This window comes from Aestuariimicrobium kwangyangense DSM 21549 (assembly GCF_000421525.1).
GTDB classification, from domain to species: domain Bacteria; phylum Actinomycetota; class Actinomycetes; order Propionibacteriales; family Propionibacteriaceae; genus Aestuariimicrobium; species Aestuariimicrobium kwangyangense.
In genome coordinates, this window is the sequence record NZ_ATXE01000003.1 from 45,753 (window position 1) to 61,955 (window position 16,203).

At 66.9% G+C, this 16,203-nt stretch carries 10 protein-coding genes; 5 read left to right on the forward strand and 5 right to left on the reverse strand.

Features of this window, described 5'->3' with window-relative positions:
• Positions 1-19 precede the first annotated feature (19 nt).
• From H507_RS16085 to H507_RS16100, 4 genes are read right to left on the reverse strand one after another with little or no spacing between them, the layout of a single operon-like run.
• A complete protein-coding gene (locus tag H507_RS16085; RefSeq protein ID WP_022910614.1) occupies positions 20-922 on the reverse strand; it encodes an ABC transporter ATP-binding protein in 903 nt (300 codons plus the stop codon).
• Entirely contained in the window at positions 906-1,799 is an 894-nt protein-coding gene (locus H507_RS16090; protein ID WP_022910615.1) for an ABC transporter permease, read from the reverse strand. Before H507_RS16090 ends, H507_RS16085 begins: the two co-directional genes overlap by 17 nt.
• On the reverse strand, positions 1,799-3,526 hold the full coding sequence (locus H507_RS16095; RefSeq protein WP_051139776.1) for a glycosyltransferase family 4 protein: 1,728 nt from the start codon (positions 3,524-3,526) through the stop codon (positions 1,799-1,801). The genes H507_RS16090 and H507_RS16095 overlap by 1 nt, the downstream gene beginning before the upstream one ends.
• Entirely contained in the window at positions 3,523-4,731 is a 1,209-nt protein-coding gene (locus H507_RS16100) for a glycosyltransferase family 4 protein (RefSeq protein WP_022910617.1), read from the reverse strand. The genes H507_RS16095 and H507_RS16100 overlap by 4 nt, the downstream gene beginning before the upstream one ends.
• A gap of 169 nt (positions 4,732-4,900) precedes the next feature.
• Here H507_RS16100 and wecC point away from each other — a divergent pair, with 169 nt between their 5' ends.
• Positions 4,901-6,154: a UDP-N-acetyl-D-mannosamine dehydrogenase gene (wecC, locus tag H507_RS0110220; protein ID WP_022910618.1), complete on the forward strand. Its 1,254-nt coding sequence runs from the start codon at positions 4,901-4,903 to the stop codon at positions 6,152-6,154.
• 43 nt (positions 6,155-6,197) lie between these two features.
• Here the strand turns inward: wecC and H507_RS0110225 are convergent, their stop codons facing one another.
• The gene (locus H507_RS0110225; RefSeq protein WP_022910619.1) at positions 6,198-6,932 is read right to left on the reverse strand and encodes a hypothetical protein; all 735 of its coding nucleotides are present in this window, start codon (positions 6,930-6,932) and stop codon (positions 6,198-6,200) included.
• Positions 6,933-7,401: 469 nt separating this feature from the next.
• On the opposite strand from H507_RS0110225, the gene rpoB reads away from it, so the two are divergent.
• The 4 genes from rpoB to rpsG all read left to right on the forward strand — a co-directional run bounded on the left by rpoB (position 7,402) and on the right by rpsG (position 16,142).
• A complete protein-coding gene (gene rpoB / locus H507_RS0110230; protein WP_022910620.1) occupies positions 7,402-10,878 on the forward strand; it encodes a DNA-directed RNA polymerase subunit beta in 3,477 nt (1,158 codons plus the stop codon).
• Positions 10,879-11,011: 133 nt separating this feature from the next.
• Complete coding sequence (locus H507_RS0110235) at positions 11,012-14,902, forward strand: DNA-directed RNA polymerase subunit beta' (RefSeq protein WP_026378080.1); 3,891 nt, start codon at positions 11,012-11,014, stop codon at positions 14,900-14,902.
• 398 nt (positions 14,903-15,300) lie between these two features.
• Positions 15,301-15,672, forward strand: a complete 372-nt coding sequence (rpsL, locus tag H507_RS0110240; protein ID WP_022910622.1) for a 30S ribosomal protein S12 — start codon at positions 15,301-15,303, stop codon at positions 15,670-15,672.
• Complete coding sequence (gene rpsG / locus H507_RS0110245) at positions 15,672-16,142, forward strand: 30S ribosomal protein S7 (protein WP_022910623.1); 471 nt, start codon at positions 15,672-15,674, stop codon at positions 16,140-16,142. Before rpsL ends, rpsG begins: the two co-directional genes overlap by 1 nt.
• Positions 16,143-16,203 lie beyond the last annotated feature (61 nt).

The following is a 16,203-nucleotide window of genomic DNA, read 5'->3' on the forward strand; positions in this document are numbered from 1 at the left end:
GTCTCGTCCTCATCGGGGGTCAGATCTCTTCATCAACGACCCAACCCTCGGGTTCCTCCCGAGGTTTGGCCGCCAGTTGCTCGCGTTCCCTCTCGGCCCACAGGTCGCCCGCAAGGGTGTCGCGCATCACCTTGTCGGCCTCGGCGAAATTCTCCTGCGCCACCTGCCAGGCCCACTGCCGGTACGTGCGGGCCACGATGACGGCGTCACCGTCGGTCACCAGTTCACCCTCATGCAACCACACTGCGCGGGTGCACAGCCTTTCGATCGTCTGAGCGGCGTGCGAGACGAGGAAGATCGTGCCCGCCTGTTCACGCAAGCGCTTGATGGTGCGGGCCGAGCGCTCCGCGAAGGAAGCGTCTCCCGTGCCGAGGGCCTCGTCGATCAGCAGGATCTCCGGATTCGAAGCTGCGGCGATGGCGAAGCGCAGCCGGGCACCCATTCCCGAGGAGTAGGTCGACATGGGACGATTGATGGCGTCCCCGATACCGGCCAGTTCCAGGACGCGCGGGGTGATCTGGGCAACTTCCACCGGGGAGAAGCCCAGCGCCAACAAGCCGAGTCGCACGTTCTTGCGGCCGCTCATGTGGGGGAGCAGCGCGGCGTTCACGCCCAGCAGCATGGGAGTCGCCGTGGCGAGCACCTGGCCGTGATCGGGTGGCTGCACGCCGGCAATGACCCGCAGCAGGGTGCTCTTTCCCGATCCGTTGGATCCCACGATCCCGACGTGCTCGCCCTCCCGCACCGTCAGCGACACGTCACGCAGGGCGTGCACCTTGGTGCGCGAGACCCGGCTGACGACGCTGTGCGCCAGTCGGTGAAGGGCGTTGCCGTCGGGCGGTGGCTCGATCTCGCTGTCGTAGGTGACCGAGACATCCGTGATGACCACGGAGACCTGGGCTTCCTCAGCGGACTCGACCATAGGAGACCTCCCCACGCCAGAACCAGACGAGCCCGAACGTGCTGACACCCACCGCCCACATGGTGAGTTGGATCCATTCCCCGGGTCGTGGCATGTAGCCGCGCATGAGCAGTTCGCGGTACATGTTGATCAACAGGAACAAAGGCTGGTGTTGCACCACTGCCTGGGCGTGGGGAATGGCTGCGAACCGGTCGACGGACCACATGACTGCTGATCCGTACATCAGAATTCGAATGAGATATCCCAACAAGTGCCGCGCATCGGGAAAGGCAGCCCCGATGCGCGCCGTGATGAGGGCGGCGCCCACGTTGAACAATGACTGCAGGGCGAACAGGAACGGCACCATGATTGCCGTGGAATGGGGCCAGTGCTGCGAAAGCACGTGAACGACGATGAACATCACCACCACGACCGGCAGCGTCTGCAGGGCCTCACGCAGGGTGGAGGCAAGCGGGAGCGATGCCCGAGGGAACGAGAAGGCCCGGATCAGGCCGGTGCTGTTGTGGACGCTGTTGACTCCGCTGGTCAGGGCGCGCGTGGTGAAGCTGAACATCAGCACGCCGATCACCACGTACGACGGGAAGTTGGCGATGCGTGACTGGAACAGCACCCCGAAGATGAGGATGTAGATGCCCGCGTCGAACAGCGGGTTCAGCACGAGCCAGAGATTGCCCAGCACCATGCCCCGGTTGCCCGAGAGGGCTTGGGCCCTGGACTGCGCCCAGATGAAATGGCGGCGATCCCACAACTGCCGCATGTAGTCGCGCAGGGGTGGCCGGCCACCCACCCTTCTCAGTTCGGCGTAGTCGAGGCCACGCCGGGGAGTCTCGCGGCTCAGCCTGGGCAGCGCGAATGCGGCCCTCCGAGACGGTTCCATCAGTCAGCTCCCAACGTGGCGTACACCCGATCGTAATGGGAGGCGGCCCGCCGCCACGTCCGCTCGGCTGCCCATGAACGTCCCAGCAGTCCTGCTCGTTGGAGCGCGTCGGGGTCGTCCAGCACCGCTGAGAGGTGCTCCGCCAGACTCAGCGGGTCGCCCGCACGAGCCAGGGATCCGCCCGCCGGTGACACCACCTCCGCCAACGCCGGAAGGTCGCTCGCGACCACGGGGCGAGCCAGGGCCCACGCCTCCACAGGCTTCAGCGGGGTCACCATGCGACACACCGGGGTGTCGAGTCTGGGCACGGCCACGACGTCAAGAGCCTCGACCCAGGTCAGGGCACGAGCGCGGTCCTGACGCCCAGGGAACTGGCAGACCCTGTCCAAACCCAGGTTGTGGGCCAGGGATTGCAGCGAGGGCAGCGCCACTCCGTGACCGACGATGGCACACCTCACGTCCCTGCCGCCGGCGCGCAGCAGGTGCACGGCTCGTAGCAGTACGTCGAACCCCTCGTAGCCGACCACCGAGCTGACCGATCCCACCCACTCACCCTCCCGCGGCAGTCCGAGCTGGGCACGCGCCTGGCTGGGTGTCGCGTCGCGGTTGAAGAGGGATTCGTCCACTGCATTCGGCACCACCGTGATGTGGTCCTCGGGGACGCCTCGCTTGAGCAGGTCGGCACGCTGCACCTCGGACAGCACCACCACTGCGTCGGCCGACATCGCCAGTTCGGTCTCACGGTCCCGCTGCAGGCGCAGGCGTTCGCTGGTTTCGGCTTCGTGCCGGGCCCAGTCGGGGCGGCTCGCCAGCCAGGTGTACTCAAGTTGCCCGCGCATCTCGTAGACCCACGGCAGTCCGGTGCGTTCGGCGACCTCGCGAACGGCCACACCGTTGGTGTGGTCGGTGGTCGTGTGCAGCACCCGGGGGCGGAACTCCCCGACGAGGTCGGTGAGCAGGTCGGCCTGCAGGGTCAGTCGCTGCATCAGGCTGGCTGGCTGATGCCAGGGCAATAGCCGGTGCACAGGAACCGTGCCGACCTGTTCGAGGTGTGGGCCCCCCAGGCGACCGATGGTGGTGGGGTAGCCCAGCCGGGTCGCCGCCTGCACCTCCCACCCCGCTTGTTGCACTGCCTGCATCACGGCTTGGCTCCTGCGGGTGTAGCCCGACTGGGTGTGCGGCAATGAGTTGGTGAGCACGAACAGCACACGTCGGCCGGCGGCGCGCACGTGGAGCGGGGGGCGCTCGGGGAGTCGCACGCCGGGGGTCATGGCATCCCGCTCGCTGCGGATGCGCTGAGCCAGGGGGCTGGCGGGGTCGAGCTCGGCGAGGGCGCCGCGGAAGTCACCTGCCTGCAGGCGCAATCGGGCCCGGTCACGGTTGGTCAGCAGGTCGGCGGGGACGAGTTCGGCCAACCCGCGGTTCACCGCGACCGACACCGCCAAGGCATCCCACGCCCGCCTCGCCCGCGTGCCCGGCATCGGGGATGGACCCCACCAGGCCTCGAGTTGGGTCCTGACGGCATCCGGACGGTCAGAGATGTGGGCCATCAGTGCCTGCCAGGCGGCATTTCCGTGGTGGGGGAGGTGGGTGACGCCCACCCGGCGGGCAACTTGGACGACCGCATGGGCGGCGTCGTCGTGGAGCAGTGCGGCCCCGGTCGAACCCGCCAGCCATAGGTCACGGACCATCGAGCCGAGTCGCCCCGGCCTGCGGGAGGCGGTCATGCACGACCCAGCGCTTCACCGCGCGCGACGCCCGGGCGTGCCGACGCCACTTCGCAGGCGGCCTCCACCTCGGCGGCGTGCAGCAGCGCCGACCCATGGGTCAGCACCCAGTCGCGGGCAGCGGATCCGACCCGCAGGCGAGATCGGTCACCGGCGAGGTCCCGCCAGAGTCGGGCCAGTGCCTCCGGATCCTCCGGCGGGACGACGTCCCCTGCGCCGGACTGTCGGACGATCTCGGCCGTCTCACCCTCGAGGCTCGCGCTCACGTGCCGCTGCACGACCATGATGTCGTACAGCTTGCTGGGAACGGTGAGTTCCATGCCGTGCCACCGGCGCAGGCAGACCAGCACCGTGTCGGCCCATTCCAGGTGTGCCCGCGTCTCGGGCTTGGGCACCTGGTCGATCCATTCGACGTCGACTCCCTTGCGCGCGGCATAGGTGTGCAGCGAGTGACTGTGCGCGCCACGGCCGACGATCCGCAGCCGCACGGGTGTGTCGGACTCCTTCAGCAACGCCGCAGCGTCGATGGCGACAGCCAGGCGCTGCGCACGGCCCATCACGCCCATGTAGAGCACGTTGAGCCCGTCGTGGTCGTCCACGGGTGGCAGGGGATCGTCGGGCGTGGCGATGTTGCGGGCCACCCTCACCTGACGCATGCCGTGGCCGCGCAAGTCCTGCGCCAGCGATTCGGTGGTCGTGACGATCGCCGACGCGTCGCGCAACATGCCCCAGTACCAGCCCGTCAGGGTGGGCGTGAGCGCGTTGCTGAACGGTGGCGGAGGCAGTTCGTGGGTGCCGTCGTCGTTCCAGTGCTCGACGTCGGCGAACAGGTGGGGCCAGGCGTCGCGGAGTTCGACCACCAAGGGCAGCCGACGCAGCTTCGCGACGAGCCAGCCCACGGGCAGGCTCGTCAGCGCCGGCACCGTGGTCAGCACGACGTCGGGACGGGACGAGCGCAGCGCGGCCAGCAGGGTCTGGGCTCCGGTCACCGCCTCGTTCATCAGCCTCCGGTGCAGCCCGAGCCCGGGCACCAGGGCCCGCACCTCGCGGATGCGCAGACCTGACGTGTCGGACTGGCGCTCGGGGTGGTGGCCCCAGCGCGGCACCACCACGTCGAGGGAGTGCCCCTTGGCGAGGAGTTCTCGTGACAGCCACGACCATCGCCCCGCGTGGGCCCCGCCCTCGGGGGGAAAGTGCTGCGTCAACAGCAGAATGCGAATGGTCGGCTCCCGGTGACAATCAGGGGATGGGTGGCAATCGGATCACGAGGCGCAAATGGGCGCAATGATGGGGTGATACCCTCTCGGAGAACTTAACAGACCTCGTCCCCGGCGTGTGAGACGAGCACTCCCTATGGTGAGGAAACCAGAATCCATGGATGACACCATCGTCGTGATCGGGCTCGGCTACATCGGCCTGCCCACCGCCGCCGTGCTGGCGCGAGCCGGCAAGAACGTGATCGGCGTCGACGTCTCCGATCGGCACGTGAATGCCGTCAATGCCGGGGAGCTGCCGTTCATCGAGGACGGGCTGGGCGAGGTCGTGGCCCAGGTCGTCCGGGAGGGCCACCTGACCGCCCGCAAGGACACCCCGCAGGGTGACGTCTTCATCATCGCCGTGCCCACCCCGTTCGCGGAGGGCCACAAGGCCGACCTCAGCTACATCGACGCCGCCACCAAGGGCATCGCGCCGCAGTTGCAGGGCCATGAGCTGGTGATCCTCGAGTCGACCTCCCCGCCCGGAACCACCGAGCACGTCCGTGACCTGCTGGCCCAGTTGCGTCCGGAGCTCACCGACCTGCAGTTCGCCCACGCCCCCGAGCGGGTACTCCCGGGGCGGATCATGGTCGAGATGGTCACCAACGACCGCATCATCGGCGGCATCACCCCCGAGGCCGCCGAGCGCGCTGCCAGGCTGTACGCGTCGTTCTGCCAAGCCGAACTGCACCTGACGGACGCCACCACGGCCGAGATGGCCAAGCTCACCGAGAACGCCTTCCGCGATGTCAACATCGCGTTCGCCAACGAACTGTCGCTGATCTCCGACCAACTCGGGGTCGACGTCTGGGAGCTCATCGAGCTCGCCAACAAGCACCCGAGGGTCAACATCCTCCAGCCCGGCCCCGGGGTGGGTGGGCACTGCATCGCCGTCGACCCGTGGTTCATCGTGTCGAGTTCGCCGGACCACGCGAAGCTGATCAACCAGGCCAGGCACGTCAATGACGGCAAACCCGACTGGGTGATCGACCAGGTTCGCGCTGCCCTCGACGACCCGTCCCTGGCAGACAAGGCAATGAAGACGGTCGCCTGCCTCGGGCTGGCCTTCAAGCCCGACATCGACGACCTCCGCGAATCTCCCTCGCTGCACATCGTCGAGCGACTTGCGGCCGAGCTCGACAACGCCGATGTGGTGGCGGTCGAGCCCAACGTGAGTGAACTGCCCGAGAGTCTCGCCGGTCGAGGCGTCACCCTGGTCGACCTCGAGGATGCCAGCGACGCCGACGTGATCGTGTTGCTGGTCGACCACAAGGAGTTCAAGGCGATCCCAGCTGAGCGACTCGACGGGCGACTGCTGGTCGACACCAAGGGGCTGTGGCGTCGCCGCCGACCCCAGACGCTCGCCCGCTGAGACGCTCGCTCGCTGGGGCGCTCGCCCGCTGATGCGGCCTGCGTCAGCCTTGGGCTGCTCCAGTGGTGGTGGGCTGGTCCGAAGCACTGGGCAACACGGCGCTGGGCACGATCACGTCCGTGGGGATCACCGTGGGCAACCCACCGATGGACGGACGGGTGCTGGTCGGGCTCGTCGAAGCCGTGGTGGGCTGCACCGGCGGGGCGATGGTGCTCGAACGGGTGGCCGTGGGAGCGGTTGTCGTCCTGGTCGTCGTCGGAGCCTGCGGCCGGGAGGTCGTCGGCGGCACGTACTGAGTCGTCCGGGTCGCGCTGGTGGCTGGCGGCTGCGCGGTGGTGGTCACCTGGGAGGCGCTCGACGGGGCTGCTGAGGTCGCCGCCGGGGTCAGGGAACCCGCGGGGGTCGAGGACCGGGTCGTCACGGTGGCTGAGGAGGGGACAAGCGAGCTGGTGCTGGGGGACGAGACCGGGGTCGAGTCCTGCGGTGCGGACGACTGGTTCTCGGCCGGCACGGCATCGAGCGCGACACTGGGCCGCAGCCAGGCAGGCTGGGCGCCGACGACGTAGCCCGAGGCGCACAACGCCACTCCCAGCACCGCCACGCCCGCTCCGGCCTGCTGCCTCAGCCGCTTCGGCGACAGCCACAGGGCCAGTGCCGCCACGAGTGCGAGCAGGCCACCGGTGAACAGCGCGAACCATGGCCCGGCGATGATGACGGCCACCAGCAGGTAGGCGACGACGAGTGGAATCACGAACTGGGGCTTCAGCAGCTTCTTCACGGCACCTCCCGGGGCAGCGTCGGGGTGGGGGAGTGGACGACCACCGGGAGTGCCCACACCCGGCCGCATGATGGTAACCCGCCCGCCCGGCCTGCCCGGAATGGGGAGCGGCCACGCTCTGGTCGAGGTTGAGGGTTGCGGGCTGGACCGGCGGTGACGACAAGCCGGGTAGGGTGCTTGCCACCGCGCCCCCGAGGACTACCATGGACTGCGACGCGATGGTCGTCCGGTACGAACCCATGAGCCGCCTGTGACGGGCTCAGATCGAGGGCATCCGCACCGACTCCGATGTCGCGGTTCCCGACCGGGTTGCGTTTGACAGCCCGAGCCCCGCTGTGCGCTTTGCAAAGTTGCCGCGCACGGCGTATCGTGGTTGTTTGCCCCATCGCTGCCGACGACCCGTGATGCTTGACGCGGGACAGTTCTGCATGCACAGCACTACGTGTTGAGTTCTTGGAAGGACCGCATCTTGGCCGCCTCGCGCACCGCCGCAAAGAACACCAACGTCATCTCCTCCAGCGGACGACTCTCGTTCGCGAAGATCCCCGAACCGATGGAAGTGCCGAATCTGCTTGACCTGCAGATCGACGCCTTCGACTGGCTCGTGGGCAACGAGGCCTGGCAGAAGCGCGTCGAGGAGGCCCTCGCTGAGGGGCGCACCGACGTGAACACCAAGTCCGGACTGGAGGAGATCTTTGAAGAGATCTCTCCCATCGAAGACATGGCCGAGACGATGTCGCTCTCACTGCGCGACCACCGTTTCGAAGATCCGAAGGCCTCGATCGACGAGTGCAAGGATCGCGACATCACCTATGCCGCGCCGCTGTTCGTGACCGCTGAGTTCATGAACAACGACACCGGCGAGATCAAGTCCCAGACAGTCTTCATCGGCGACTTCCCGCTGATGACCGACAAGGGCACCTTCGTCATCAACGGCACCGAGCGCGTGGTCGTCTCGCAGCTGGTGCGTTCCCCGGGCGTCTACTTCGAGCAGACCCCCGACAAGACGTCCGACAAGGACATCTTCTCGACCAAGATCATCCCCTCGCGTGGTGCCTGGCTCGAGTTCGAGATCGACAAGCGCGACCTGGTCGGCGTCCGCCTCGACCGCAAGCGCAAGCAGAACGTCACGGTGCTGCTCAAGGCCCTGGGCTGGAGCGAGGAGCGCATCCTCGAGGAGTTCGCCGGATACGAGTCGATCCGCCAGACGCTCGAGAAGGACCACGTCCACACCCAGGACGAGGCGCTGCTCGACATCTACCGCAAGCTGCGCCCCGGCGAGCCGCCGGCACGTGACGCGGCCGAGACGCTGCTGAACAACTACTACTTCAACCCCAAGCGCTACGACCTGGCCAAGGTTGGTCGATACAAGATCAACAAGAAGCTGGGCCTCGACCTGCCCTTCGACAAGCAGGTGCTGACCGTCGACGACATCGTCCAGGCGATCCACTTCGTCTGTGCGCTGCACGAGGGCCGCGAGACCCTGGCCAACGGCACCCCCGTCGAGGCCGACGACATCGACCACTTCGGCAACCGTCGTCTGCGCACCGTGGGTGAGTTGATCCAGAACCAGCTGCGTACCGGTCTCGGTCGTATGGAGCGCGTCGTGCGTGACCGCATGACGACCCAGGACATCGAGGCGATCACGCCGCAGACCCTGATCAACATCCGTCCGGTGACCGCCGCACTCAAGGAGTTCTTCGGAACCTCGCAGCTGTCGCAGTTCATGGACCAGAACAACCCGCTCGCGGGCCTGACCCACAAGCGCCGTCTGTCGGCCCTGGGCCCGGGTGGTCTGTCCCGTGACCGCGCCGGCATGGAGGTCCGTGACGTCCACCCCTCGCACTACGGACGCATGTGCCCCATCGAGACCCCTGAGGGCCCGAACATCGGTCTGATCGGCTCGCTGGCCTCGTTCGCCCGTGTCAACGCGTTCGGCTTCATCGAGACCCCGTACCGCAAGGTGGTCGACGGTGTCGTCACCGGCACGATCGACTATCTGACCGCTGACGAGGAGGACCGTCAGATCGTCGCGCAGGCCAACGCCCCGCTCGACGCCGACGGCCGATTCATCGAGGAGCGGGTGCTCGTCCGCAAGCGCCACGGCGACGTCGACAACCTCGACCCGTCCGAGGTCACCTACATGGACGTCTCCCCTCGCCAGATGGTGTCGGTGGCCACGGCCCTGATCCCCTTCCTCGAGCACGACGACGCCTCGCGCGCCCTGATGGGTGCCAACATGCAGCGCCAGGCCGTGCCGCTCATCCGCAACGAGTCGCCCTTCGTCGGCACCGGTATGGAGTACCGCTCCGCCACCGACGTCGGCGACGTCACCCTGGCCGCCAAGGCCGGTGTGGTGGGCAACGTCTCGGCCGACCTGATCGAGATCGCGAACGACGACGGCACCTACTCCAGCCACAAGCTGCAGAAGTTCAAGCGGTCGAACGCGGGCACCTGCATCAACCAGCGTCCGCTGGTCGCCCCCGGCGACCGGGTCGAGGTCGGCTCGCCGCTGGCCGACGGACCCTGCACCGACCAAGGCGAGATGGCGCTGGGCAAGAACCTGCTGGTCGCCTTCATGCCCTGGGAGGGTCACAACTACGAGGACGCGATCATCCTGTCGCAGCGTCTCGTGCAGGACGACGTGCTCACCTCGATCCACATCGAGGAGCACGAGGTCGACGCTCGTGACACCAAGCTGGGCCCCGAGGAGATCACGCGGGACATCCCGAACGTGAACGAGGACATGCTGGCCAACCTCGACGATCGCGGCATCATCCGCATCGGCGCCGAAGTCGGCACCGGCGACATCCTCGTCGGCAAGGTCACCCCCAAGGGCGAGACCGAGTTGACCCCCGAGGAGCGCCTGCTGCGCGCCATCTTCGGTGAGAAGGCTCGCGAGGTGCGCGACACCTCGATGAAGGTGCCCCACGGCGAGACCGGAACCGTCATCGGCGTGCGCGTCTTCGACCGCGAGGAGGGCGACGAGTTGCCCCCCGGCGTGAACCAGATGGTGCGCGTCTACGTGGCCCAGAAGCGCAAGATCTCCGACGGTGACAAGCTCGCCGGACGCCACGGCAACAAGGGCGTCATCTCGAAGATCCTGCCCGTGGAGGACATGCCCTTCCTGGAGGACGGCACCCCCGTCGACATCGTGCTCAACCCGCTCGGTGTTCCCTCGCGTATGAACCTGGGCCAGGTGCTCGAGAACCACCTCGGGTGGATCGCGAAGACCGGCTGGGACATCTCGGGTCTCGAGGACGAGTGGGCCAAGCGTCTGCAGGAGGTCGGCATGGGTCGCGCCGACTCCGACTCGCGCGTGGCCACCCCGGTCTTCGACGGCGCCACCGAGGAGGAGATCGCCGGACTGCTCGAGCACGGCCTGCCCACCCGCGACGGAGACCGCCTGGTCGACGCCGACGGCAAGGCTCGTCTGTTCGACGGACGTTCCGGTGAGCCCTACCCGCAGCGCATCGGTGTCGGCTACATGTACATGCTGAAGCTGCACCACCTGGTCGACGACAAGATCCACGCCCGTTCGACCGGTCCGTACTCGATGATCACCCAGCAGCCGCTGGGCGGCAAGGCACAGTTCGGTGGCCAGCGCTTCGGTGAGATGGAGGTGTGGGCCCTCGAGGCCTACGGCGCCGCCTGGGCACTGCAGGAACTGCTGACCATCAAGTCGGACGACGTTCCCGGCCGTGTGAAGGTCTACGAGGCCATCGTCAAGGGCGAGAACATCCCCGAGCCGGGCATCCCCGAGTCGTTCAAGGTGCTGGTCAAGGAGATGAAGTCGCTCTGCCTGAACGTCGAGGTGCTCTCCAGCGATGGCACCGTCGTCGAACTGCGTGACTCCGAGGACGACTACCGCGGCGCCGAGGACTTCGGCATCGACCTGTCTCGCCGTCCGGGCGCCGATTCGTTCGCCCTGGTCGACGAAGTCTGAGTTCTCAGCCGACCCGACGCGGTCGTCCCCCTGGTGAGGACGACCGCGGCGGGCCCGGCAGGACCAGTCCAACCCCCAGAACTCAGACACATATTCAGCACCTGCGAAGAGCAGGGAAATGGAGACAACCACCGTGCTGGACGTCAACTACTACGACGAACTCCGGATCGGCCTCGCCACCGCCGATGAGATCCGTGGCTGGAGCCACGGAGAGGTCAAGAAGCCCGAGACCATCAACTACCGCACGCTGAAGCCCGAGCGTGACGGCCTCTTCTGCGAGAAGATCTTCGGCCCCACCCGTGACTGGGAGTGCTACTGCGGCAAGTACAAGCGTGTGCGCTTCAAGGGCATCATCTGCGAGCGCTGTGGCGTCGAGGTGACCCGGTCGAACGTCCGTCGTGACCGCATGGGCCACATCGAACTGGCCGCCCCCGTCACCCACATCTGGTACTTCAAGGGTGTTCCCTCGCGACTGGGCTACCTGCTCGACATCGCCCCGAAGGACCTCGAGAAGGTCATCTACTTCGCGGCCTACATGATCACCGCCGTCGACGAGGAGGCCCGTCACCGCGACCTCTCGTCGCTGCAGGCCAAGGTCGACGTCGAGCGTGGTCAGCTCGAGAAGCGCAAGAACGTCGACGTCGACAACAGGCTCAAGAAGCTTGAGGAGGACCTCGGCCAGGCCGAGGCCGACGGGCTCAAGGCCGATCAGAAGAAGCGCATCAAGGACGGCGCCGAGAAGGAGGCCAAGCAGATCCGTGACCGCGCCCAGCGCGAGATCGATCGCCTGGACGCCGTCTGGGACCGCTTCAAGTCCCTCAAGGTGCAGGACTTCGAGGGCGACGAGATCCTCTACCGCGAGATGAAGGCGCGCTTCGGCAAGTACTTCGAGGGCTCGATGGGTGCCGAGGCGATCAAGAATCGTCTGGCCACCTTCGACCTGGCCGCCGAGGCCGAGTCGCTGAAGGAGACCATCAAGACCGGCAAGGGGCAGCGCAAGACCCGCGCCCTGAAGCGGCTGAAGGTCGTCTCGGCGTTCCTGAACACCGGCAACTCGCCGATGGGCATGGTGCTCGACGCCGTCCCCGTCATTCCTCCGGACCTTCGTCCGATGGTGCAGCTCGACGGTGGACGTTTCGCGACCTCCGACCTCAACGACCTGTACCGCCGCGTCATCAACCGCAACAACCGCCTCAAGCGCCTGCTCGACCTCGGTGCCCCCGAGATCATCGTGAACAACGAGAAGCGCATGCTGCAGGAGGCCGTTGACTCGCTGTTCGACAACGGACGACGCGGTCGTCCCGTGACCGGACCGGGCAACCGTCCGCTGAAGTCGATCTCGGACATGCTGAAGGGCAAGCAGGGTCGTTTCCGTCAGAACCTGCTGGGCAAGCGCGTGGACTACTCGGGCCGTTCGGTCATCGTGGTCGGTCCGCAGTTGAAGCTGCACCAGTGTGGTCTGCCGAAGGCCATGGCCCTGGAGCTGTTCAAGCCGTTCGTGATGAAGCGTCTGGACGACCTCAACCACGCCCAGAACATCAAGTCGGCCAAGCGCATGGTCGAGCGTCAGCACCCCGTGGTGTGGGACGTGCTCGAGGAGGTCATCACCGAACACCCGGTGCTGCTGAACCGTGCACCCACCCTTCACCGACTCGGCATCCAGGCCTTCGAGCCGCAGCTGATCGAGGGCAAGGCCATCCAGCTCCACCCGCTGGTGTGTGCTGCCTTCAACGCTGACTTCGACGGTGACCAGATGGCCGTGCACCTGCCGCTGTCGGCGGAGGCGCAGGCCGAGGCCCGCATCCTGATGCTGTCGACGAACAACATCCTCAAGCCGGCAGACGGTCGTCCTGTGACGCTGCCCTCGCACGAGATGATCATCGGCATGTACTACCTCACCCAGAGCCTCGACGGGCTCAAGGGCGAGGGCCGGGCGTTCAGCTCGGTGGCCGAGGCGATCATGGCCCACGATGCCGGCGAGCTCGACATGCGCGCCAAGATCAAGGTGCTGGTCAAGGGATACGTGCCCGGACCCGGCTCGACCGCTCGGATCCGTCCGGACGGCACCGCCCTGCTCGACACCACCCTGGGCAAGATCACCTTCAACGAGGCCATGCCGGCGGAGTTCCCCTTCGTCGAGGACCACGTGGGCAAGAAGCAGCTCGGCGCTCTCGTCAACGAGCTCGCCGACGGCTACCCCATGTCGGTCGTCACCCAGACCCTCGACCACCTGAAGGACCTCGGCTTCCGCTGGGGCACCCGCTCGGGTGTGACCGTGTCGATCGGTGACGTGCAGATCCCGCCGAGCAAGCCCGAGATCCTCGACACCTTCGAGAAGAAGGCGCTGAAGATCGACAGCCTCTACGACCGCGGTGCTGTCACCGAGGACGAGCGTCGTCAGGAGCTCATCCAGATCTGGACCGACGCCACGGCCGACCTGACCGAGGCCATGGAGAAGAACTTCGTCGCCACGAACCCCATCGTCATGATGGTGAACTCGGGCGCTCGAGGCTCCATGACCCAGATGCGTCAGCTCGCGGCCATGCGAGGACTGGTGGCCAACCCCAAGGGCGAGATCATCGCGCGTCCGATCAAGTCCAACTTCAAGGAAGGTCTGTCGGTCCTCGAGTACTTCATCTCGACTCACGGTGGCCGTAAGGGCCAGGCCGACACCGCATTGCGCACGGCCGACTCGGGTTACCTGACCCGTCGTCTGGTCGACGTCTCGCAGGACGTGATCATCCGCGAGGAGGACTGTGGCACGCAGCGTGGTCTGAACAAGACCATCGCGCACGTCGACGAGTCGGGACGGGTGACCATCCCCGACAACGTCGAGACCGCTGCCTACGCCCGCACGCTGGCCGTCGACGTGGCGGACCCGCAGGGCAAGGTGGTGCTCACCGGCGGGGCTGATCTCGGCGATGCCGAGATCCGCATGCTGGCTGCCGCGGGTGTGACCGAGGTCAAGGTGCGCTCCGTGCTCACCTGTGACGCGGCCACTGGCACGTGCGCGAAGTGCTACGGACGCTCGCTCGCCACCGGCAAGCTGGTCGATGTCGGCGAGGCCGTGGGTATCGTCGCCGCGCAGTCCATCGGCGAGCCCGGCACCCAGCTGACGATGCGTACCTTCCACACCGGTGGTGTGGCCGGGGACGACATCACGCAGGGTCTGCCGCGTGTGCAGGAGCTGTTCGAGGCTCGTCAGCCCAAGGGCAAGGCCCCGTTGGCCGAGGCCTCGGGTCGCATCGAGATCGAGGAGGCCGACCGCAGCCGCAAGCTCATCCTGAAGCGTGACGACGGCGGTGAGGACATCGAGTACGTGGTGCCCAAGCGCGCCCGTCTTGAGTTCGAGGCGGACGGCCAGCAGGTCGTCATCGCCGATGGTGTGCACGTGGCCGCTGGCCAGCAGCTCACCGCCGGCACCAAGGACCCCCAGGACGTGCTGCGGATCAACGGTCTGCGCAAGGTGCAGGAGTTGCTGGTCGACGAGGTGCAGAAGGTGTACGCCACCCAGGGTGCGCCGATTCACGACAAGCACATCGAGATCATCATCCGGCAGATGCTTCGCCGCATCACCGTCATCGACGGTGGCGACACCCGCCTGATGCCCGGTGAGCTCGTCGATCGTCAGGGCTTCGAGAACGCCAACCGCGAAGCGGTGGAGTCCGGTGCTCGTGCGGCCGAGGGTCGTCCGGTGCTGATGGGTATCACCAAGGCGTCGCTGGCGACCGAGTCGTGGCTCTCCGCGGCCTCGTTCCAGGAGACCACCAAGGTGCTGACCGACGCGGCCATCCACGGCAAGTCGGACTCGCTGAAGGGCCTCAAGGAGAACGTCATCCTCGGCAAGCTGATCCCGGCCGGTACCGGTCTCGACCGATACCGCAACATTCGGGTGGAGCCCACCGCGGAGGCGAAGGCCAGCGCGTTCACCATGAACTACGACCCCTACGACTACGACTTCGGGTCGGGTTCGGGTGCCGCGGTTCCGCTGGAGGACATCGACTTCGGCGACGGCGTTCGCTGATCGTCAGCCGGTGACCCGGTGAGGTCGCGATCCGGTGAGGTTGTGAGGGCCGCTCCACTTCGGTGGGGCGGCCCTCGTCCGTTGGTGGGGGAGTGGCGGGCCGTGCACCACGGGCTGCCGTGCCGTCCAGCACGGGCTGCCGGAGCCCCCCGGGACCCCTGCTTTTGACCCTCGGGTGAGCGTGAACTAATCTTGGAGACTGTGCTCGGAGTTGCACGAGCATCTGTGCGTGCCCTGGCGTGGTACCACCTTCTTGGTTGCACAAGGAGTGCTGGAACCTTTGCGGAGTTCGCACGGCATCCTGCTTGACGCCTGCCGCGGTGACGGTGGCCAGCGGTGGTTCGAAACGGATGCAAGCCAGGGAACAACCTCAGGATCAACGAAAGAGATACCAGCCGGTGCCTACCATTCAGCAGCTGGTCCGCAAGGGCCGCAGTGACAAGGTCAGCAAGAACAAGACCGCTGCGCTCAAGGGCTCGCCCCAGCGTCGCGGCGTGTGCACGCGTGTGTACACCACCACCCCCAAGAAGCCGAACTCCGCTCTGCGCAAGGTCGCCCGTGTGCGCCTGTCGTCAGGTGTCGAGGTGACCGCCTACATCCCAGGCGTCGGGCACAACCTGCAGGAGCACTCGATGGTGCTCGTCCGCGGAGGCCGTGTGCGCGACCTGCCCGGTGTCCGCTACAAGATCATTCGCGGCTCGCTCGACACCCAGGGTGTCAAGAACCGCAAGCAGGCTCGCAGCCGCTACGGCGCGAAGAAGGAGAAGTAATGCCTCGCAAGGGTCCGGCGCCGAAGCGCCCGGTCATGGTCGACCCCGTCTACGGGTCGCCCGTTGTCTCCCAGCTGGTGAGCAAGGTGCTCCTCGATGGCAAGAAGACCATCGCCCAGGACATCGTGTACACCGCCCTCGAGGGCTGCCGCACCAAGAACGGTGTCGATCCCGTGCAGACCTTGAAGAAGGCGCTCGACAACATCAAGCCCTCCGTCGAGGTCAAGAGCCGCCGCGTCGGTGGTGCCACCTACCAGGTGCCGATCGACGTGAAGCCGGCCCGTGCCACCACGCTGTCGATGCGTTGGCTGGTCAGCTTCAGCCGCGCCCGTCGCGAGAAGACGATGGCCGAGCGCCTCATGAACGAGATCCTCGACGCCAGCAATGGCCTGGGCGCCGCCGTCAAGCGCCGCGAGGACACGCACAAGATGGCAGACGCCAACCGCGCCTTCGCGCACTACCGCTGGTGATCCGCCGCCCCCTCGTCCTTCGCGGGACGAGGGGGCGCACCCCCGCTCGGGCACAGAAGCG

Bases quoted from the DNA above. Each gene is read 5' to 3' on its own strand.
- H507_RS16095 (WP_051139776.1), bottom strand. From the start codon at position 3,526: ATGACCGCCTCCCGCAGGCCGGGGCGACTCGGCTCGATGGTCCGTGAC.
- wecC (WP_022910618.1), top strand. From the start codon at position 4,901: ATGGATGACACCATCGTCGTGATCGGGCTCGGCTACATCGGCCTGCCC.
- rpsG (WP_022910623.1), top strand. From the start codon at position 15,672: ATGCCTCGCAAGGGTCCGGCGCCGAAGCGCCCGGTCATGGTCGACCCC.
- H507_RS16085 (WP_022910614.1), bottom strand. From the start codon at position 922: ATGGTCGAGTCCGCTGAGGAAGCCCAGGTCTCCGTGGTCATCACGGAT.
- H507_RS16090 (WP_022910615.1), bottom strand. From the start codon at position 1,799: ATGGAACCGTCTCGGAGGGCCGCATTCGCGCTGCCCAGGCTGAGCCGC.